This window comes from Desulfatibacillum aliphaticivorans DSM 15576 (assembly GCF_000429905.1).
GTDB classification, from domain to species: Bacteria; Desulfobacterota; Desulfobacteria; order Desulfobacterales; family Desulfatibacillaceae; genus Desulfatibacillum; species Desulfatibacillum aliphaticivorans.
Window position 1 is genome coordinate 11,903 of the sequence record NZ_AUCT01000031.1, and the last position, 20,084, is coordinate 31,986.

At 56.3% G+C, this 20,084-nt stretch carries 19 protein-coding genes, 1 tRNA gene and 1 riboswitch; of the genes, 6 read left to right on the plus strand and 14 right to left on the minus strand.

Annotation, left to right across the window (positions count from 1 at the left end; translation table 11 throughout):
• Positions 1–154: 154 nt before the first annotated feature.
• The 3 genes from G491_RS0122515 to G491_RS0122525 all read left to right on the plus strand — a co-directional run bounded on the left by G491_RS0122515 (position 155) and on the right by G491_RS0122525 (position 3,885).
• Positions 155–1,357 carry a toxic anion resistance protein gene (locus tag G491_RS0122515; RefSeq protein ID WP_028316155.1) on the plus strand — a complete coding sequence of 401 codons (1,203 nt, stop codon included), beginning with the start codon at positions 155–157 and terminating at the stop codon, positions 1,355–1,357.
• A 398-nt stretch (positions 1,358–1,755) separates the two neighbouring features.
• On the plus strand, positions 1,756–2,655 hold the full coding sequence (locus G491_RS32060) for an alpha/beta hydrolase (protein ID WP_169829501.1): 900 nt from the start codon (positions 1,756–1,758) through the stop codon (positions 2,653–2,655).
• Positions 2,656–2,849: 194 nt separating this feature from the next.
• Positions 2,850–2,929: riboswitch (cyclic di-GMP riboswitch) on the plus strand.
• A 62-nt stretch (positions 2,930–2,991) separates the two neighbouring features.
• Entirely contained in the window at positions 2,992–3,885 is an 894-nt protein-coding gene (locus tag G491_RS0122525; protein ID WP_248635479.1) for an esterase/lipase family protein, read from the plus strand.
• 120 nt (positions 3,886–4,005) lie between these two features.
• Here G491_RS0122525 and G491_RS36770 read toward each other — a convergent pair whose 3' ends face one another.
• Both G491_RS36770 and G491_RS0122535 read right to left on the minus strand, forming a co-directional pair.
• Entirely contained in the window at positions 4,006–4,236 is a 231-nt protein-coding gene (locus tag G491_RS36770) for a type II toxin-antitoxin system HicA family toxin (protein ID WP_028316157.1), read from the minus strand.
• Between the two features lie 4 nt (positions 4,237–4,240).
• Positions 4,241–4,510 carry a type II toxin-antitoxin system HicB family antitoxin gene (locus tag G491_RS0122535; RefSeq protein ID WP_028316158.1) on the minus strand — a complete coding sequence of 90 codons (270 nt, stop codon included), beginning with the start codon at positions 4,508–4,510 and terminating at the stop codon, positions 4,241–4,243.
• Between the two features lie 200 nt (positions 4,511–4,710).
• Between G491_RS0122535 and G491_RS0122540 the strand changes: the two genes are divergently transcribed.
• Entirely contained in the window at positions 4,711–5,814 is a 1,104-nt protein-coding gene (locus G491_RS0122540; protein ID WP_028316159.1) for a lipase secretion chaperone, read from the plus strand.
• A gap of 7 nt (positions 5,815–5,821) precedes the next feature.
• Here the strand turns inward: G491_RS0122540 and G491_RS0122545 are convergent, their stop codons facing one another.
• The 12 genes from G491_RS0122545 to G491_RS0122600 all read right to left on the minus strand — a co-directional run bounded on the left by G491_RS0122545 (position 5,822) and on the right by G491_RS0122600 (position 18,198).
• Positions 5,822–6,628: an MBL fold metallo-hydrolase gene (locus G491_RS0122545; protein ID WP_028316160.1), complete on the minus strand. Its 807-nt coding sequence runs from the start codon at positions 6,626–6,628 to the stop codon at positions 5,822–5,824.
• A gap of 24 nt (positions 6,629–6,652) precedes the next feature.
• A complete protein-coding gene (gene dut, locus G491_RS0122550) occupies positions 6,653–7,117 on the minus strand; it encodes a dUTP diphosphatase (RefSeq protein WP_035219879.1) in 465 nt (154 codons plus the stop codon).
• Positions 7,118–7,125: 8 nt separating this feature from the next.
• Positions 7,126–8,382, minus strand: a complete 1,257-nt coding sequence (locus tag G491_RS0122555) for a M16 family metallopeptidase (RefSeq protein WP_028316162.1) — start codon at positions 8,380–8,382, stop codon at positions 7,126–7,128.
• Complete coding sequence (gene pnp, locus G491_RS0122560) at positions 8,327–10,465, minus strand: polyribonucleotide nucleotidyltransferase (protein WP_028316163.1); 2,139 nt, start codon at positions 10,463–10,465, stop codon at positions 8,327–8,329. Before pnp ends, G491_RS0122555 begins: the two co-directional genes overlap by 56 nt.
• A 97-nt stretch (positions 10,466–10,562) precedes the next feature.
• On the minus strand, positions 10,563–10,832 hold the full coding sequence (gene rpsO / locus G491_RS0122565; RefSeq protein WP_015949459.1) for a 30S ribosomal protein S15: 270 nt from the start codon (positions 10,830–10,832) through the stop codon (positions 10,563–10,565).
• Between the two features lie 23 nt (positions 10,833–10,855).
• Positions 10,856–11,869, minus strand: coding sequence for a tRNA pseudouridine(55) synthase TruB (gene truB / locus G491_RS32065; RefSeq protein WP_169829502.1), 1,014 nt, complete (start codon positions 11,867–11,869; stop codon positions 10,856–10,858).
• Between the two features lie 5 nt (positions 11,870–11,874).
• Entirely contained in the window at positions 11,875–12,246 is a 372-nt protein-coding gene (gene rbfA, locus G491_RS0122575) for a 30S ribosome-binding factor RbfA (protein ID WP_015949457.1), read from the minus strand.
• A complete protein-coding gene (locus G491_RS0122580) occupies positions 12,243–12,530 on the minus strand; it encodes a DUF503 domain-containing protein (RefSeq protein ID WP_015949456.1) in 288 nt (95 codons plus the stop codon). Before G491_RS0122580 ends, rbfA begins: the two co-directional genes overlap by 4 nt.
• Before the next feature lie 54 nt (positions 12,531–12,584).
• The gene (gene infB, locus G491_RS0122585; RefSeq protein ID WP_028316164.1) at positions 12,585–15,707 is read right to left on the minus strand and encodes a translation initiation factor IF-2; all 3,123 of its coding nucleotides are present in this window, start codon (positions 15,705–15,707) and stop codon (positions 12,585–12,587) included.
• Between the two features lie 187 nt (positions 15,708–15,894).
• Positions 15,895–17,361 carry a transcription termination factor NusA gene (gene nusA, locus G491_RS0122590; RefSeq protein ID WP_015949454.1) on the minus strand — a complete coding sequence of 489 codons (1,467 nt, stop codon included), beginning with the start codon at positions 17,359–17,361 and terminating at the stop codon, positions 15,895–15,897.
• Complete coding sequence (locus tag G491_RS0122595) at positions 17,355–17,903, minus strand: ribosome maturation factor RimP (protein WP_015949453.1); 549 nt, start codon at positions 17,901–17,903, stop codon at positions 17,355–17,357. The genes nusA and G491_RS0122595 overlap by 7 nt, the downstream gene beginning before the upstream one ends.
• A gap of 219 nt (positions 17,904–18,122) precedes the next feature.
• Positions 18,123–18,198 (minus strand) — tRNA-Gly (locus G491_RS0122600).
• A 315-nt stretch (positions 18,199–18,513) separates the two neighbouring features.
• Between G491_RS0122600 and G491_RS0122605 the strand changes: the two genes are divergently transcribed.
• Both G491_RS0122605 and G491_RS0122610 read left to right on the plus strand, forming a co-directional pair.
• On the plus strand, positions 18,514–18,876 hold the full coding sequence (locus tag G491_RS0122605; RefSeq protein WP_028316166.1) for an ArsR/SmtB family transcription factor: 363 nt from the start codon (positions 18,514–18,516) through the stop codon (positions 18,874–18,876).
• A gap of 89 nt (positions 18,877–18,965) precedes the next feature.
• On the plus strand, positions 18,966–20,078 hold the full coding sequence (locus tag G491_RS0122610) for a permease (RefSeq protein WP_028316167.1): 1,113 nt from the start codon (positions 18,966–18,968) through the stop codon (positions 20,076–20,078).
• The last annotated feature ends 6 nt before the right edge of the window (positions 20,079–20,084 follow it).

Sequence of the window (20,084 nt, forward strand, 5' to 3'; positions counted from 1 at the left end):
TGATAAATTATGGAAAGACGGGGCGGACGGCATTGACAACCCTTCCAGCCCTCTAGTATTAGTCAGCTTTTCAGCATGTATGCTTCGGCGCGTTCATTTTGCCCGTCGGATATGAAAAAATCAAACACCCAGGATTCCCAGGAGGAATACGGTTATGACAGAAAACGGACAATCTCCCGTCATCGACGCTGAAATCGTGGAGCAAAGCCCGGAGCAGGCTTTAAAGGAACTGGTTCCCGCCGTCCTGGAGCCGCCCAAGAACGTCCCCGCGCCCGAGGCCGACGCCGCCAAGGAAGCCGCCCTGGTCCTGCTGGAAAGAATCAAGACCGACCCCACGGACAGGACTGCGCTTCGGGAGGCCGCCTCCGTGGGCGACGACGTCCAGACCAAGGCCAACGGGGAGTTCGGGCTTATGCGCACCTCTTTGGGCAAGGTCATGGACCGGATGAGCAACGGCGAGAAAAACGGCATTCCCCAGGACCTGGTGAAATTGCGCGAGGTCATGGATCAAATCAACCCGTATCCGGCCATTGAGCAGTTGAAAAAATCCCAGACCGCGGGCTTTTTATCCCGCATGTTCCGGGGCGTGCCCGGCGTAGGGAAGGTCCTGGCCGACATTGCCATGCGTTATGAGTCGGTCCAGACCCAGGTGGACGCCATTATCCAGTCCCTGATGGCGGGCAGCGACAAGCTGTTGGAAAACACCCTGGAAATCGAGGAACGGTACAATAATCTCAAGCAGCTTCAAAACGAATTGAAGCTGAGGGGCTACAAACTTCAGGTGCTTTTGCAGGAGATGGAAAAGCTCCAGCCCGAAATGACTGACGAGGGCGAAAAGCAGGCCCTGCAAAAAGCCATTGTCCGGGTGGTGAGAAGGCTCCAAAACATCAAGGTGACCGAAAACGCGTTCTCCCAGTTTTTCGTGACCATGAACATCACCATGGACAACCACGACAACCTGCGGGACTCCATCAAGAGCATGGTCAACCTCACCCGCCCTGTCCTGGAAAACGGCCTGGCCCTCAAGATCGCCCAACAGGACGAAAAGCAAATCGCCCAGGCCCTGGCCGAATCCCAGCAATACCTGGGCGGGCTCATGGTGTCCATCGCCGAGGACTCCATGGACAACGCGGCCGAGGTGGCCAAGGTCACCAACGAGCCTTTGGTGCGCTTTCAGGATCTGGTCAAGTCCTACAATATCCTCACCTCCCGCATGGAGGAGGCCTCCAAGATCGAAGGCCAGATGCTGGAGTCCGCCAAATCCAACATGGCCCAGTTGGAGGAAATGACCAAGGACATGGAAAAACGCGCCCAGGCCCAGGAAGCCGCCCGGGACGCCGTGAACAAGATCGATTAACAGGCTCCTTTTTGAGGCGGGCTTTGATAGAGTACAAAACCGGGATTGACGGTTGGCAATGGCCGTCAGTCCCGGTTTTTTTATTTTGATATCAGGAGGGGGGGGGAGAATTGTCAACCGCGACGGATAAGGTGAATATCCATCCGCAAAGGTTAATGTAACGAGATAACGCGGTCCCCGCGCTTTTTGGGCTGGGAGACCCAGCCCCTGCTTCGGGCGGGGCAACCCCCTTCCCCCTAATGACAAAGGAGGCGCCAGGGACATTTTAAAATCCGACAGGGCCCTTATCGCCTCTTTCCAACTTATATCTCCTTGACAATCCGACCGTTCAAATTTATCCTGCCGACAGGACTGACATGTCAGTTTCTTTATCCAACCAACAAAATCAGGGAGGGGCGATGGCAGCGAGATCCACCGGTGGAAAAAAACCTAATATTCTGTTAAGATCCATGTTCAATAACAGCCCCCAATCCCTTTGGTTTCAGCGGTTTATGCTGGACGGAATCGTTAAGACCCTGGGCAGCACGCCCAAAAAAGCCAAGATCATCAAAACCCGCATTGAGGGCATACCTGCTGAAATCATAACCGGCTGGGCGCAACCGGACGGCAGGACCCTGTTGTACCTCCACGGCGGGGCGTATCTCATGGGCTCCATCAGCACCCACAGGCCCCTGGCCTCGGCCCTGTGCCGCATAACTTCGGCCCGGGGCGTGATCATAGATTACCGCCTGGCGCCGGAGCATCCGTTTCCCGCCGCCCTGGAAGACGCCCTTTTGGCTTACGGCGCGATTCTGGCCTCCGGGGTCAAGCCGGAAAAAATCGTGATCGCCGGAGATTCCGCGGGCGGAGGCCTGACCCTGGCCCTGCTCCTGGCGCTCAAGCAAAAAGGTCTCCCCTTGCCGGCCGGAGCCTACTGCATGTCCCCCTGGACCAACCTGTACGAATGCAACAAGTCAGGCCACTTTCACAGGACTGGGGTCAAGCATCGCCAGGACCGGTATGTGCGCTACGCCTCGGACTTGTACGCCGCCGGATCTGACAAAAAAAATCCCCTGATCAGCCCGGCCTACGGAGATTACGCCGGCCTGCCGCCCATTTTGGTCCAGGCGGCAAAAGGAGAACTTCTCCGCTGCGACGCCCGGGAAACCGTGGAACGGGCCCGGGCCCATGGCGTGGATGCGGCCCTGGAAATTTACAACAGCAGGGTCCACGTGCTTCAGGGCCTGGCCGGACGCTCCGGCCTGGGGCGGTCCCTGTTGATCCGGGGCGGACGGTTTTTGGCTGATCGCTTGGATTAAGAGACCAAAATAACAGATTAGTCCCATGGTGGATTTGAGTCCAATGGCGACTGATATTTACAACAGCGTTCTTACCCATGTGTAGAATTTTTTTCTTGACAGGCGTAGAAGTTTTAAGTTAGATTCCGTTCAACGCGGGTGAGAAAGTACGACCTTCAAAGCCTACACTTCACCCGGGCGAATTCCAAACCAACAAATTGTTTTGCCAAACCGGTCGCGAGGCCGGGACGGAAAGCCACGGGTCTTGATCATAAAAGACAGCCGGGTTGCGCATCAAGGGCAACCCGGCTTTTTTAGTTTTATCTCACCACACCAAAACTTCTCAGGGGGAGAACGATGATGAAGAAGCAAGCATTAATTCTGGCGCTGGCCGCTCTTTTGCTGATTCCCGGACTGGCGCTCGCCGGCGGAAGCAAAGACATTTGCGACACCAAATACCCGGTGGTTCTGGCCCATGGCATGGGCGCATCGGCCGAGATCCTGGGGATCATGGATTATTGGTGGGGCATTGAAGAAGCGCTGGAAGACGAGGGCGCGGAAGTGTACATCACGTCGGTCAACGGCATGGACGCCACGGAAAACAAGGCTGCCGACTTTCAGCGTCAGGCTTTTCAAATCATGGCTGTGTCCGGCGCCTCCAAGATCAACATCATCGGCCACTCCCACGGAACCATATACACCCGGTACGCCATGTCCAACCTGAGCCTGGGCCGCTACGTCAAAAGCCACACCAGCATTGCAGGCCCCCACAGGGGCAGCAGCATCGCCGACCTGATCATGAACGGCCTTCCCTCCGGATTGCTGAACGTGGGCGGCGACGTCCTGGATTTTGTCTACGCCTTCATCTTCGGCGATGACAATCCCCAGAGCCTGGAAAACGGCTACGACCTGGTGACCGACTACATGTCCGACGTGTTCAATCCCAACACCCCGAACCTGAGCGGCGTATACTACCAAAGCTGGGCCGCCAAAGCCAAAGTGGGCTGCAACAGCGTGGTCCTGACTCCCACCTGGCTGATCATGCTGGGCTACGAAGGCGCCAATGACGGGCTGGTCGGCGTGGAAAGCGCCAAATGGGGCAAGTTCCGCGGCGTGGAAGACGGCGCATGGTGGAGCCTGGGCGTGGATCACCTGAACATCGTGGGTCAGCTTTTCGGCATCACTCCCGGCTTTGACGCTCCTGACTTCTTCGTGGACATCGTGAGCGACCTGAAAGACAGGGGATACTGATTCCCAAACTTCAAAGAGTAAACAGGCCTTGAAATACAAAGGGAGTCCAGTCAGACCGGGCTCCCTTTTTAAGTTCAGCGATTGAAACTGGATCATGATAATAAAGCGTCAGGCAAGGACTTAAACCTGCTCTAAAAGCTCAAAAAAACGTTCCCGGGAAATGTTTGCTGTTCGGAGATTATTCTTGATGATGAAAACAGGAACTTCCGGCCAAGTTGGAATCACCACCGGCCGAAGAATTCCTTCCTTGACGTAAGAGAAATGGTCTCCCTTCCGCCTGGCAAAAACAAAGCCTTCAGCCTCGAAAATTTTTATTAGAATGGTATAGTGGAGGGGAGTAATTCTGGGCATGGCGCTAAGCCGGCATGGATAGTTGGAGGCTTTCGCTTGAAATAATCTCCGGTCCTTTCCAATAGGAGCCGGTTTCGGAAAACCCGCACTCCTCCAAAATGTCTTGGAGGGTCCCTTGCTCCATGGCAGTCTCAATAAAAAGCTCAACAGCCTCTCTTAGATTTTTAGCAGCCTCATCCGGATTCCGTCCGCAGCTTGAAATGTCAAGCTCAGGAGCGTAGGCGATGAAAACGTCATTTTCTTTTAGAATTTGGGTGGTCAGGTAAATGTTCATGGATAACCTCCTATTCAGAAAGACTTTTAAAATAATAGGTTGAAATCCGGGTGAAGTCAAGACCCAGGAGAGTGCCTGCAAGTCCATTCACCGGTTGCAGGAAAGAAGCGTTTTTGCTACATTTACGTCCGTCTTTGACCTCACATCTTCCAAGTCTCAATTCATTACGGCCTTTGCAGTGCAATCGGGGGGAACAATCAATGTCCGGCTTAAGCAAGTGGAAAAAAATCAGTTTATTGTGCGGCGCCGCACTATTTATAATAGTTCTGGGGTATGTGTTTCTGTCAGGCGGAGATTCCCGGCGGGCCGTCCTGCCCGAGGCCGCCCCGGACGGATACATCTTTGACAAAACCTACGACGTCCCGCTTAAGGACATTGTCAAATCCCACGGCGTCGCCTCCCCCGAAGATTCCGTCAATCAGGCCAGGGCTTCGGCCGAGCCCGGCCGATATTCCCAGGTCAATGTCAGCCAGTATTTCGACGAGGGCATGGGCGTAACCGTGTTCACCCGCAAGTATTTCAAGTATCTGGAAAAAAAATTCAAGCACAGCAAAGACCTGGAAAGCCACCTGGCGGAGGTGAAGGCCTTTCTGCTTTCCCAATTGCCTGAGGACGAAGCCATGGAGCTTTTCGCCTTGTATACGGATTACCTGAATTGCGAAATGGACCTGGCCTACGCCCAGGAATCCTGGGGGCAGCCCACTACGGTGGAGGAGGTGGTCGCGCTTCTGGCCCGCATTCAGGCGTATCGGCGGGATTATTTGGGCAAAGAAACTGCCGACGCCTTGTACGGAGCCGAAATAAAAACCAAGGAATACCGGGTGCGCCGCGGCGCCATTGTGGCGGACAAGGAGCTTTACGGCGAGGAAAAGGAAGCCCTGTTGGCGCAGTTGAACGAAGACATGTGGGGAGACCAGACCTCGGATGTGGAGGCCTACGGACTGCCTTACAATCGGTATCAGGAAAAGCTGCGCATGTACCAAAAGGATTTTTCCGAAATGACCTCCACAGAAGACAAGGAAGCCCTCACCCGGGAATTCCGGGAGGAGTTCTTCACCCCGGAGCAGGTGGCGGCGTTGGATGAAGTGGACGTCATGCTGGCTGAAAAGCAGACCATCGAAAACCAACTTCAGGCCAAAGAGCAGGAAATTGAAAGCAATCCCGACCTGACCCAGGAGCAAAAGGACGCGGCCATAGAGCAGGCGGCCGACGAAATGCTGGGGGAGGACGCTCCGGCTTATTTTCGCCGCAAAGCCATCCGCGACGGCAAAAAAGCCTTGATGCAGGAGCAGGGGTTGAACTGATCGGAAATTATTCTTTTTTGCAGCAGATGTCGATGAGGTCGCCGCACACGGACTGATGAGCGGCGCAGAGCTTGGCCTTGTGTCCGTCCAGAACCGGAGCCACTGTATCCAAGGCGATTTCCGGCAGGTTGTTGGTCTCGGATAAATGCCCCAGGATGACGTGCGACAGGCCGTCATGAAGGATTTCCTCCAGCAATTCCCGGGATGCGTCGTTGGAAAGATGTCCGGACCGGCCTTTGATCCGCTGCTTCAAGTGCCAGGGATACGGGCCGTCCAAAAGCATTTGCACGTCGTGGTTGGCTTCCATAAGCAGGACATTGCAGTCCTGGAGGTGATTTTTCACCATGGCCGTGGCGATTCCCAGGTCCGTGGCGATTCCCGCTTTGGCGCCATGGGCCTGAATGGTGAACCCGGCGGGATTGACGGCGTCGTGGCTGGTGGAAAAAGGATGAATCGTCATGCCGCCTATGGTGAACTCCTGTCCCGGGACAAAGCCCTTGCATTTTTCCATCTTGCCCAGGCCTTTGATGGAGGCCTTGTACGTCTCCCGCGTAAAATACGCCGTATACCCGTACCGTCTGCAAAGCACGCCCACCCCGCTCACGTGATCCGTATGCTCATGGGAAACCAGTATGGCGCTGATGCTTTTGGGATCAATGTCCCGTTCGGCCATGCGCCGCTCCAATTGCACGCCGGAAAGGCCCGCATCCACCAGGATGGAGGTTGTTCCATCGGTGACATAAATGGAGTTGCCTTTGCTGCCCGAGGCCAGCACGCAGATTTTGAACGGGTTTTCTGAAGGAGAGTTTGTCATCCAATCCGTATCCGAAAAAAGAACTTATACGCCGGTATGCCCGAAGCCGCCGCTGTTGCGTTCGGTTTCGTCCAGGGAATCCGTCTCCACCAGCCTGGCCTGGAACACCCGCCCCACAATAAGCTGAGCGATACGGTCGCCCCGTGAGATGGTGCGCGTTTCGCGGGAAAGATTGATGAGTCCGATCTTTACTTCTCCCCGGTAATCCGAGTCAATGGTGCCGGGCGTGTTAACCAGGCTGACCCCCTGCTTGATGGCCAGGCCGCTACGGGGGCGCACCTGCACTTCGAAGCCTTGGGGAATGGCCATGGCCAGGCCGGTGGGAACCAGGGCGATGTCTCCGGGCGCCATGGCGAGATCTTCGTCCAGGGCCGCGCAAATATCCATGCCTGCAGATCCGGGGGTCATGTACCTGGGCAAGGGCAGGTCTCCGTCCTTTCCGGGATTTAATCGTTTGATCCTGATTTCCGGCTGTTCTTGGGATAGCATGAATAATCCTATACGAATCTTCTAAGGCTGTCAGGGTCCTGGACCGGGCCAAGGACGGCCAGGGCCATGGGCGCTTCCAACAATTCGTTGGCAAGCTCCAGAATTTCTTCCCTGGTGACGGCTTCAATATTTTTTGCGGACTCGGAAATGGGTTTGTGGCGCCCAAAATTGATTTCGTTCTGCGCCGCCCTCAACATCTGGTTGTCCGTACTCTCCGCGGACATAATCAAGCTGCCAAGCACATACTCTTTGGCGCCCCTTAGCTCCTGTTCGCTCACCTTGTCCCCTTTCAAGCGGCTCAATTCCTTGTAAATGAGGTCCAGGGTAAGGTCCAGGTTGGAGGGATCCACGCCCGCGTAGACGCCGATGGCGCCGGTGTCGGAAAAAGACGGGGCGAAGGAATACACGGAATAAGCCAGGCCGCGCTTTTCGCGCACTTCCTGGAAAAGCCGGGAGCTCATGTTTCCGCCCAGAATAATGTTCATCAGGGAATAAGCGTAGCGCCTGGGGTCTACGGCGCCGAGGCCCGAAGCGGCCAGGCACAAATGCACCTGCTCCAGGTCCCGATGCTCCACCCGCAGTTCGGGATTGTTTTTCGGCGGAACGCGTTGAGGCAGTTCAGGCCCCGGGCTCACTTGCTCGAAAGCCGGCCCGGTGAGGGATACAAAATCGTCATGGTCCAGATGCCCGGCCGCGGTGATGACAATGCGGCTGGGCTGATACCATTCCTTGAGATAATCCAGCAGAGAGTGGGCTTCAAAGGAAAGCAGGTTATCCGGAGAACCCAGGACGGAACGCCCCAGGGGATGCTCTCCGAAAAGCGCCTCGCTGGTCATAAGATGGACTCGGTCGTCAGGGCTGTCATCCTGCATGCCGATTTCCTGCAGGATGACAGCTCGTTCCCGAACAAATTCTTCCGGTTGAAAGACGGAATTAAGAAAAATATCCGATAGAATATCCGTCAGCTGCGGCAAGTGCGTATCCAGAACCTTGCCATGGTAACAGGTATCCTCCATGCCGGTGAACGCGTTGGCGTTTCCTCCGATGGCGTCCATTTCGGCCGCTATCTGAAAAGCGTCCCGCTTTTCCGTGCCCTTGAAAACCATGTGCTCGATAAAGTGGCACATGCCGTTGTTTTCAAGAGGTTCGTCCCGGGCGCCTACGTTAACCCAGACGCCCATGGACACAGACCGCACATGCGGCATGGAATTAGTGACGATTCTTATCCCGTTGTGGAGCTCCGTTTTCCGGACCGGATTTTCCATTCTCTTCTTCCAGGAGCGCCTTGCGGCTCAGACGGATCTTTCCATCCTTGGTTAATTCCAGCACCTTGACCTTGATCTTTTCCCCTTCCTTAACCACGTCGGACACCTTTTTGACGTGCTTGGTATCCAGTTGGGAAATATGGCACAGGCCTTCCGTGCCGGGGAGGATAGCCACAAAGGCGCCGAAGTCCATGATCTTCACGACGGTTCCTTCGTAGACGGCGCCCACTTCGGGAACGGCCGTAATGTCCTTGATCATCTGAAGGGCTGCTTCGCCTTCTTCCAGGTTCACCGCAGAGACCTTGACCAGGCCGCTGTCGTCCACGTCGACGCGGGTTCCGGTTTCCGCCTGGATAGCCCGGATCACCTTGCCGCCTGGGCCGATGATGTCCCGGATTTTGTCAGGATGGATCTGGATGGTGAACACCTTGGGCGCGTAAGGAGACATTTCCTCCCGGGATTCGCTGATGGTGGTCAGCATTTTTTCCAGGATGTGCAAACGTCCCACTCTGGCCTGGGCCAGGGCTTTTTCCATGATTTCCCGGGTGAGGCTGGAAATCTTGATGTCCATCTGCACGGAGGTGATGCCGTCCTTGGTTCCGGCCACCTTGAAGTCCATGTCGCCCATGTGGTCCTCATCCCCCAGAATATCGGAGAGAACCACAATCTTGTCGCCTTCGGCCATCAGCCCCATGGCGATGCCGGAGACGGGATTGGTAATGGGCACGCCGCCGTCCATGAGCGCCAGGCTTGCGGAGCAAACCGTGGCCATGGAGGAAGAGCCGTTGGATTCCAGGATTTCGGAAACGATCCGGATTGTGTAGTCAAAATCCTCCTTGGAAGGAAGCACTTCCTTGATGGCGCGGGTGGACAAGCCGCCGTGGCCGATATCCCTCCGGCTGGGGCCGCTGATTCTTTTGACCTCGCGCACGGAGTAAGGAGGAAAGTTATAGTGGAGCATGAAGGGACGGGTTTCGTCGCCGTACAGGGTTTCCACACGCTGTTCATCGCCGGAGGACCCTAAAGTGAGGATGCCCAGGGACTGGGTTTCTCCGCGGGTGAACAGGGCGGAGCCATGAGTCCGGGGCAGAATGCCCACTTCGCACGTAATGGGCCGGACTTCGTCAAAGCGCCGTCCGCCGATGCGGCGGCCTTCGTCCAACACCATGGCGCGCATAATCACGCGGGTGCGGTCATGGATGAATTCCGAAACTTCCTTGCCCCGGTCTTCGTATTCCTCGCCCAGGCCTTCCATGACGGTTTTCTTGACGTCGCGAATGGCGTCCTGACGCTCCAGCTTATCGTTGATTTCAAGAGCCTTTTTGATCTCGGGATCAGCCAGCTCAGCCACTTTGGCGGCCAGGTCTTCGTCCTTTTCTACAGGATCGGCCGATCTTTTGGGGACGCCCGCCTTCTCCATGAGTTCTTCCTGCATCTCAAGGAGGGGCTCCAGGGATTCCTGGCCAAAATAAATGGCGTCCAGCATTTCTTCTTCAGAAATAAATTGGCCTCCGCCTTCCACCATGACAACCCCGTCCCGGGAGCCTGCCACGATGATGTTGAGGTCGCAATTTTCCTGCTGGCTGATAGTGGGGTTTGCCACCAGTTCGCCGTCGATTCTGCCTACCCTGACGCAGGCGATAGGCGTGAAAAAGGGCAGGTCGGAAATGCAAAGTGCGGCGGAAGCCCCTACCATAGACAACATATCCGGGTCGTTTTCCTGATCCATGGACAGCACGGTGGCTATCACCTGGGTTTCATAACGCCAGGTCTTGGGAAACAAGGGCCGGATGGGCCTGTCTATAAGTCTTGCTGTTAGGGTTTCTTTTTCTGAGGGCCGCCCGATTTCCCGGCGAAAATAGTTTCCGGGAATTCTTCCGGCGGCATACACCTTCTCCTGGTACTCAACTGATAGCGGAACAAAATCAATGCCTGGGCGGAGTTCCTGAGAACCCACCACGGTTACTAACGTGATAGTTTCGCCATACGAAACCACAACCGACCCGCTAGCCTGTTTGGCCAGCTTGCCTGTTTGAATACGCAGGGGCTTGTCCCCCAAATTCCTTTCTAGTGTTACTTCCATTAGCATCTCCCGACGGTGGTCGTGCGCAAACCAGTGCTTATGTCAGCCCGCGGCGCGGCGAAAAGCCTCGTCGCAAGCATGTTGACCTCTACAATGATTACTTGCGTAGTCCCAACGCCTCAATTAATGTGCGGTATCGCTGCACATCCTTATTTTTCAAATAGTTTAAGAGCCTTCTACGCTGGCCGACCAGTTTAAGCAGCCCACGCCTGGAATGGTGATCCTTTTTGTGGGTTTTAAAATGCTCGGTCAGGTAAGTGATCCGATTTGTTAACAAGGCCACTTGCACTTCCGGGGAACCGGTGTCAGAGTCATGGGTCTTGAATTCTTCGATAAGCTCTTGTTTGGTTTTCGCTGTTAAGGCCACGTTTCTCAAGCCTCCTGTGTAGGTTAACTGTTAAAACTGTTTCTTGCGTTGGGGAGCATGGGCGCGCCCTTTGAATGCATTCTTCCCACAGGACGGGTTGGGGGAAAGACGCATTCATAGGTGAAGCCTATGCCATCCGTTTTAGGCGTAAGCACGGCAAGCAGGTCTCCCTCCTGGGAAGCCACCTTGATATGCTTGGGATTATCCTGCAGGTCTTGCCTGCCTGTTTTTTCTCCAAGGTCCAGCCATGTGAGGGCCGCCCCGTGGGTGATTTTCTTGGCCGTTTGCGAGGACGCTGTATATTCGGGCATTTGACGTAATGCATGGGCCATGGGCGCGACATGCTCATTGATTTTTCCCGATTGGACAAGGTCTTCCAACTGGTCGAGAGTCACGGCCTCCTCGATGGAAAAGCCGCTGTTTTCCGTACGGCGCAAGGCGTGCAGATGGGCTCCGCAGCCCAGTTCGCGCCCTATGTCCGCACAAAGGGTTCTGATATATGCTCCGCCCGAACAGCGGGCGGTGAATCCCGCCATGGGCGGGTTTATGTCAGTCACATCCAACGAGTAAATGGTGATGCGCCGCGCGTCCTTTTGCACGGGGGTTCCTTTTCTCGCCAACTTGTACAAAGGAACTCCCTGATGCTTAAGCGCGGAATACACCGGCGGAAACTGATCGATTTCCCCCTGGAACCTGGCCGCGGCTTCCCGGATCTGCTGGGGCGTAACCTGGGCGGCCTCAGCCTCCATGCGGGAGGCGACTTCGCCGGTCAAATCCTGGGTGTCGGTCTCGATGCCCAAGTGCATAACCGCTTCATAGGTTTTATCGCCATGAAGAAAAAACCTGGCCAGCCGGGTGGCTGCGCCCAGGCAGCATACAAGCACGCCCGTGGCGAACGGGTCCAAGGTGCCGGTATGCCCCGCCTTTTTGACGCCCAAGGTCTTTTTGACCTTGTCCAGAGCCTTTGCGGAGGTGATTCCGGACGGCTTGTCCACCACGATGATTCCGTGATTTACCGCCCCTTTTTCAAGCTGCATGCCTGTCATTCCTCCGGTTCCTCCGGGCTGTCCAGGGGACCGATTTCCCTTAGGATACTTTCAATCTTCCGGCCGTAATCAAAGGACTCGTCAAAGAAAAACTCCAACTCCGGCATATACCTGAGCCCCAGTTTTTTGGCCAGTTCCCGCTTAATAAAGCCGTGGGCCTGCTGAAAGGCCTCGCCGACTTTGATTTTCTTTTCTTCCTCGCCGAACACGCAATAATAGACCCGGGCGATCTTCAAATCCTTGGTCATTTTGACCCCTGTGATGGTTGCCCATTCCAGGCGCGGGTCGTTAATGCGTTTTTGAATGAGGGCGGACAATTCCTGTTGGATGCGTCCCGCCACTCTGTCCTGGCGTCCTATGGATTTCACAGATGCATTATCTCCATTTCCGAATCTATGATCTCACAGACGCCCATGGATTCAACAAGGTTGATGATCCGGTCCATCTTTGAGTTCAACAGTCTTTGGTCGTTGCCGACCAGGGCGAAGCCTATTTCCGCCCTTTGGTGCATATCATTATCCCCGGTTTCGGCCACCGAAGCGTTGAAGTTGCTTCGCATGCGCCCCACCACGGATTTCACGATCTTTCTCTTTCCCTTGAGGGAATGGGTGTCGGGTATTCTCAACACCAACACCCCGTAGCCTATAACCATACTCTATGTTCGGGCGGCTTTTTCCGGCCCGCCCGGCGCCGGTTTTTTGCGGCCTTATTTCAAAACCGGCTTGATCTCTTCCAGGTAGTAAAGCTCCAGAACGTCGCCGATCTTGATATCGTTGAAGTTCTCGATGCCCATGCCGCATTCGTAGCCGGTCGCCACTTCCTTAACGTCGTCCTTGAAGCGGCGGAGAGAAGACAGTTTACCGTCGAAAATCACCACGCCGTCGCGGAGCAGGCGGACCTGGTTGTGTCTTTCCACCTTGCCGTCGGTCACGTAGCAGCCAGCGATGGTGCCCACCTTGGGAATGGTGAAGGTGTCGCGGACTTCCGCGCGGCCGGAAACGTGCTCCTTGTAGGTGGATTCCATCAGGCCCACGATGGCGTCCTTGATCTCGTTGATGGCGTTGTAAATAATGTCGTAGAAGCGGATGTCCACATGCTCTTCCGCGGCCATGTCGCTGACCTTGGGGCTCGGCCGTACATTAAAGGCCACGATGATGGCGTTGGACACAGCAGCCAGGGCCACGTCCGACTCCAGAACCGTACCGGTGGCGGCATGGACCACATGAATCTTGACCTCGTCGCCGGAGAGCTTCTCCAGGGATTCGCGCAAGGCCTCGATGGAGCCCTGCACATCCGCTTTGATGATCAGGTTGAGGTCCTTTACATTCCCGGCCTGCATCTGGTCGAAGAGGTTGTCCAGGGACAGCTTGCTGGATTTCGCCAGTTCCGTGGCCCGCTGTTTTTGAGCGCGGTGCGAGGAGACCTGCTTGGCCACCTTTTCGTCATCCACGGCAATGATTTCATCGCCCGCCATGGGCACGCCGGAAAGGCCCAGGATTTCGGCCGGGCACGCAGGGCCGGCGGCGTCCAGGGGCTGGCGCTTTTCGTTGTACATGGCGCGCACCTTGCCGTAATGAATGCCGCAGACAACCACGTCTCCCGCGTGAAGCGTACCTTCCTGAATCAGGACTGTAGCCACGGGGCCCCTTCCGGGATCCACCTTGGCTTCCACAACATGGCCTCTGGCCAGTTTGTCCGGGTTGGCCTGAAGCTCCAGCACTTCGGCTTGGAGAAGGACCATTTCCAGCAGGTCGTCAAGGCCTTGGCGCTGCTTGGCGGATACTTGAACGAAGATGGTGTCTCCGCCCCAGTCTTCCGGCACCAGACCGTGATCGGAAAGTTCGCGCATGACGCGGTCCGGGTCGGCGCCTTCCTTGTCCATCTTGTTGACGGCGACGATGATGGGAACGCCGGCCGCCTTGGAGTGGTTGACGGCTTCCACGGTCTGGGGCATGACGCCGTCGTCGGCGGCCACAACCAGAATCACGATGTCCGTAACCTGGGCGCCGCGAGCGCGCATGGCCGTAAAGGCCTCATGGCCGGGAGTATCCAGGAAAGCGATCCTGCCCCTGGGCGAGTCCACCAGGTAAGCGCCGATGTGCTGGGTGATGCCGCCGGCTTCGCCGCCGGTCACGTTGCTCTCGCGAATGGCGTCCAGCAGGGAGGTCTTGCCGTGGTCGACGTGGCCCATGATGGTCACGACGGGCGGACGGTTCGACAAGGTTTCGGGAGCGTCCTCTTCAGCCTTGAGTACGGTTTCCTCCTCGAAATTGGCTTTTTCCACTTCATATCCAAATTCCGCGGCCAGCAGCACGGCGGTGTCATAGTCCAGCATCTGGTTGACCGTGGCCATAATGCCCATACCCATCAGGTTTTTGATAAGCTCGGCGGCCTTGATGCCCAAGCGTTTGGCCAGATCGGCCACGGCGATGGCCTCGTCAATCTTGATGCGGCGCTTGATGGCCTTGGGCGTGGTGGTTTGGGTCTTTTGCTGCCTGACAGGCTGGGCTTTTCCGCCCTTTTTGCCTTTACGCAATTTTCCGGGGGTTTTGTCGTAAAGATCGGCCCCTTCGACTACGGCCTTTTTGCGGAAAGAAATCTTTTTCTTGAAAAACTTGGAATCCGTTTCCTCGGTGGTTCCGCCGTCGCGGCGCCCCTTTTTCTTGCGTTTTTCCTTTTTCGCAGCAGGATCTCCGCCAAGGTCCTGAGGCGCACGGGGCTGCGGAGGTCCGCCTGGTCCGCCTGGTCCGCCTGGTCCAGCCGGCGACTGAGGAGCAGGTTTTTGGCGGGATGCGGGCGGAACAACGGGTTCCACGGGTCTTGTGGGCAGACTGATGATTTTCGCCGCAGTCTCCTTTTTCTTTTTCTTTTTGCCCTTGGGCTTGGGAGCTTCCTTGGAGGGCTCCTTGGCGGCTTGAGGCTCCTGGGATTTGGCGGGCTCCTTTTCTTCCGGAGCTTTGGCCTTTTCTTCGGCTTTTTCGTCTTCCGCAGGTTGAGCGGGCTCTTCGGCCTTGGGCTCTTCCTTGGAATCTTCCGGAGCGGCTTTCTGCTCTTCTTTAGCCTTAGGCTCTTCCGCAGGCTTCTCTGGCGCCTCTTCTTCGGCTTTAGCCTCAGCCTTGATTTCCGGCTTGGCCTCGGGCTCTTCCTGGGGCTCGGCGGGAGTGTCGGCGGCCTTGGCCGAAACGGCCTGTTTTTCCTCAGGCAGTTCCACAGGCGCGGGCTCTTCCTTGGGCGGCTCGGGCTCAGCCGGTTGAGGCGGCTCGGGCTTGGCAATAATCTTGGCCTTGTCCCCTGGAGGAGTCACATCCACCTTTTTCGGGGGTGCGGGCTTGGCTTCCGCCTGGGGAGCCTCCTCTGGCTCTTCCTTGGCTTGTACGGGAGCAGCCTTTTCGGGCGCAGGGGCGCCCTCTTCAGCCTTGGGCTCTTCTGCGGCGGGAGCAGCCTTTTGGGGCTCGGGCGCTTTTTCGGCAACGGGTTCCGGAGCCTTTTCAGCTTCCGGAGCGCTGACGGATTCCTGCGCAGCATCCATTTCCTGCACGCCTTCCTCCGCCCCTTCTTCGGGCTTCGCCGTTTCTTCGGGGCCGCCTTCGGCCGGCTTAACGACTTTCTTACGCCGGCGAATAACAGTTGTCCCTATGCGCTTTTCCACCACGCTTTTCGCTTTAGGCCGGACCAGGCTGGCTTTCACCAAGGCCACCACATCGTCATCCAGACTGCTCATGTGGCTCCTCACAGGCGTGGGGAGGTCCATGGCCTGGAGTTTATCCAGGAGCACCTTATTGGTCATGTTGAGCTCCCGGGCTAATTCATGCACTCTGAGTTTTGCCATCCATTCCCCCTAAACCTGGTCTTGCATTTGACTGCTTCCGGTCAGTTTCGGAAGTTGTTCCCGTTTCAAAAGAAGAAATACCCCTCTAAACGTTTTATGCAACCCTTTGGACCGTTCCCGCGCCGCTGGGCGGCTTGGCCGGAAGGGCCCCTGGTTTATTCGTTTTGGTGTTCGTAATCCTATTGCGTTATTTCTCTTCTTCCGGCTCCTCTTCAGGCGCCGGTTCTTCCGCCGAATCTTCGTCCGAGCCGTTTTCAGGCTCGTCCGCCGGAACTTCTTCCTCGTCTTCGGCTTCTTCCTCTTCTTCAGCTTCTTCGCTCTCTTCCGGGGACTCCTCTTCAGGCGCTGCTTCCTCCTGCTGGGCGTCCTCGGCTGCTTCCGCCTCCTGCGGCGCAGAGGCCTGCTTTTCCATGGCCATGCTGGCCATGGCTTCCTGGGCGGCGATGATGAGGGTGTCGGCCAGGGTCAGGTCTATGCCCTTGATCTGCACCAGATCGTCGGGATCCGCGGCGGAAAGCTCTTCCACGGAGTAGAAGCCTTTTTCATATAGGGCGTCGGCGATGTTCTCATCCAACTCAGCCAGTTCCATGAGGGAGTTGTAGCCGTCCTGCATGGTCCTGCTGTAGCGGGTTTCGCTCTTGACATCCAAATGCCAGCCGGTGAGCTTGGAGGCCAGCCGGACGTTCTGCCCTTTCTTGCCAATGGCCACGGAAAGAAATTCGTCGGGGACGATGACTTCCATGGCATGGTTTTCTTCGTCGATGATGACCCTGGAAATCTGGGCGGGCGCCAGGGCGTTGCATACGAACTTGGCGGAATCCGCGTGCCAGGGCACGATGTCGATTTTTTCGCCCCGGAGTTCGTGCACCACGTTCTGAACCCGGCTGCCCTTCATGCCCACGCAGGCGCCTACGGCGTCAATGTCCGAGTCGCTGGAGGCCACGGCGATTTTCGCCCTGACTCCGGGCTCCCGGGCGCCGGCCATCACGCTGACGACGCCTTCGCCGATTTCCGGCACTTCCATTTTAAACAGGCTGGTGAGGAAGTTGGGATGGGTCCGGGATAAAATAATCTGGGGCCCCCTGCCTTCCAGGACCACGTCCAGGATGAAAGCGCGAATCCGGTCCCCCCGGTGATAAGTCTCTCTGGGAACCTGTTCGCGGGAAGGAAGCACGCCTTCGGTCTGACCCAGGTTGACGATGATGTCGCCCCGGTCCATGCGCTGCATGATGCCGTTGATGATTTCGCCCTTGCGATCCATAAAGCTGGAGTAGACGGCGTCTCGCTCGGCGTCCTTGAGCTTCTGGATGATGACCTGCTTGGCGGATTGGGCGGCGATTCTTCCGAAAGTGGCGGTATCCATTTTGCTGCCCAGGCTGTCGCCCAGTTCGCAATCAGGATCCAATTCCCTGCCGTCCTCCATGGACATTTCCAGGTCCGGTTCGGTCACTTCCTCGACCACTTCCCTGAACTGGAAGACTTCCAGCTCTCCGGCTTCCTCATTATATTGGACTTCGATGTCCGCCCTGGGGCCTAATTTTTTTCGGGCTGCAGCCTGAAGAGCTTCTTCAAGGGTGGCAATGAGCACGTTCTTGTCTATGCCTTTGTCCCGGCTGACCTGGTCTATGACACGGCCGATGTCGCTGATCAACATGTGCTTTCTCCGTGCTTGTATTGGAGTCTGGCGGACTCAATTTCATGGAGCGCAAACTCCATGGGGACTTCGTCCGCGACTAAGGTTATCACGCCGTTTAAAGCGCCGGACAAGACGCCTCTGAACTTCTTGCGTCCCTCCCGGGGCTCCTTGGTCACAATAAGGGCCGTCCGCCCTTCGAACCGCCTGAAATGATCCTCCCTGGTCAGGGGCCTGTCCAGACCCGGCGAGGAAACCTCCAGACGATACCGGGGCATTTCATCCGCATAGGCGTCCAAAAGGTCGCCTACGTACCGGCTGACCATGGTGCAATCGCCCAGGGTGATGCCCCCTTCTTTGTCCACGTACAGGCGCAAAATATAACCGCCGCCTTCCCTTTTGAACTCAGCAAGGACCAAGTCCATGCCCTCGGCTTCCAGGGCCGCGCCCGTCAGTTTCCGAACCTGCTCCAAAATCCTGTCCGCATCCACGCGGCGAATTCTGTCTTTGGAAACCCGTGGGGCGCCTTTTCGGGACTTATCTTTTTTCGTTTTTTGTCCCATATTCCTGTTCAGTCAAGGGCTTGGCCGTTTTTTTCCCAGCCCTGGGGTCCAACAAATAAAAAACGGGCTAATCGCCCGTTTCCTGAACGCGGACACCTTGTGATTACATACGTCACCGGTCAACCGTTATCAAAAACTCCACAGCCAAAGTCAAACGTCCGGCAGTTGGTGACGAAACCGGAAGCCGCCTCGGTCAGGGAGCAGGCGAAGCCATTCTTTTGGAGCGGGCAACGAGATTCGAACTCGCGACTCCGAGCTTGGGAAGCTCGTACTCTACCAACTGAGTTATGCCCGCCAACGCAGCTTGCAAATATGGCCTTTTTAGAGTGGGTTGTCAACTTTTTTTTAGGAATATTCGCCAAAGGGGCTTTTTACCGCCTCATGCATCGACTCCCTCTCCTCCAAGGTTGGCTTTATTTACAGCATCGAGGGTTTTGCGTCAACACCCCGGCTTGCAGGATGATTGGCTGTTTTTTATGGAGAAGGGGCCTTTGTAATCCACCTTTATATAAGGAGCTTTGCTGCGGCCGGAATGGATCCTTGAAAAAAAACCTGCTTGACGCCGCTTCCTGCATGCGCTATATTGCCATATAGCGATATGGAGGACGCCATGAAAGAATTCATAAAAGTCATGAAAGCCCTGTCTGACCCAAGCAGGGTAAGCATCGTAAAAATGCTGGGACGCAAGGTTATGTGCGTATGCGAACTGCAAAACGCCTTGGGACTGGCCCAAAGCACGGTTTCCAAACACCTGAAAATACTCGAGGAAGCCGGACTGATAGAGTTTTATAAGGACGGCTTGTGGGTGAACTACCGCCTGGCGGACGGTTCGGACAGCCCCTATGCGGCCAGCCTCCTCGGACATTTGAAACACTGGCTCGAAGACGACGCCGGGGTGCAGGGATTGATGACGCGGCTTCCGGACATCAACCGGGAGGAAATATGCTCCAAGGGCCGCGCCCTGGCGAGCTAAAAACCCATACATCGATACATTTCGAAATATAAAAGATATGCCGGACGTCCCCTCCAGGGAGCGGCTACGGCGAACGGAGCAAAGGTAAAATGGAACCGATTCAGGAAAATGCATGCAGTTGCAAAGCCCCCCGGACGGGCGGGAACGTCGCCGCCGAGGCGGCCATGGAAAGAAAACCCCTTGCCCTGTATTTGGGCGGAAGCGCCGTATTCCTTGTAGCTTGGTGGATTCTTTATAAAAACCTTCTACCTCTTTCAGAAGCGGCGTCCGCCTTTTTGGCCTGGACGGCCGGCTTTGATTTGGATGGGCATTTAGGAAGCGCCATATCCTTCTTTATATATGAAGTTCCCAAAGTGCTCATGCTTTTGACCCTGGTGGTTTTCGGCGTGGGCATTGTGCGGTCCTTTTTCACGCCGGAGCGCACCCGCGCCATATTGGCGGGCAAACGGGAGTCGGTGGGCAACGTGCTGGCGGCACTGCTCGGGGTGGTGACGCCTTTTTGCTCCTGCTCCGCCGTGCCTCTGTTTTTGGGATTTGTGACCACGGGCGTTCCCCTGGGCGTCACCTTTTCCTTTTTGATCGCGGCCCCCATGGTCAACGAAATCGCCCTGGTGCTGCTTTACGGCCTGTTCGGCTGGAAGATAGCCGCCATTTATGCAGGCACGGGATTGCTCATCGCCATGATCGCCGGCTGGACCATCGGCCGTCTTAAGATGGAGAAGCACTTGGAGGATTGGGTTTTTCAGATTCAATCCGGCGGTCTGGGCGCAGAAGAGGAAGACCTGGACTGGGTCGGCCGCATCCGCTACGGCATTGAGGCTGTCAGGGACATTGTAGGCAAGGTGTGGCTCTACGTGATGCTGGGCATCGCCGTGGGGGCGGGCATTCACGGATACGTACCCGAAGGCTTTATGGCTTCCTTCATGGGCAAGTCCGCCTGGTGGTCGGTTCCGGCCTCCGTGTTAATCGGCATTCCCATGTACTCCAACGCCGCCGGGATCATTCCCATTGTTCAGGCCCTGCTGGGCAAGGGCGCGGCCCTGGGAACGGTGTTGGCCTTCATGATGTCGGTCATCGCCCTTTCCCTGCCCGAGATGATCATCCTGCGGAAGGTATTGAAGCCCCGTTTGATAGCCGTATTTATCGGCGTGGTGGCTGTGGGAATCCTGCTGGTTGGATACATTTTCAACTTCCTGTTTTAGACGCGA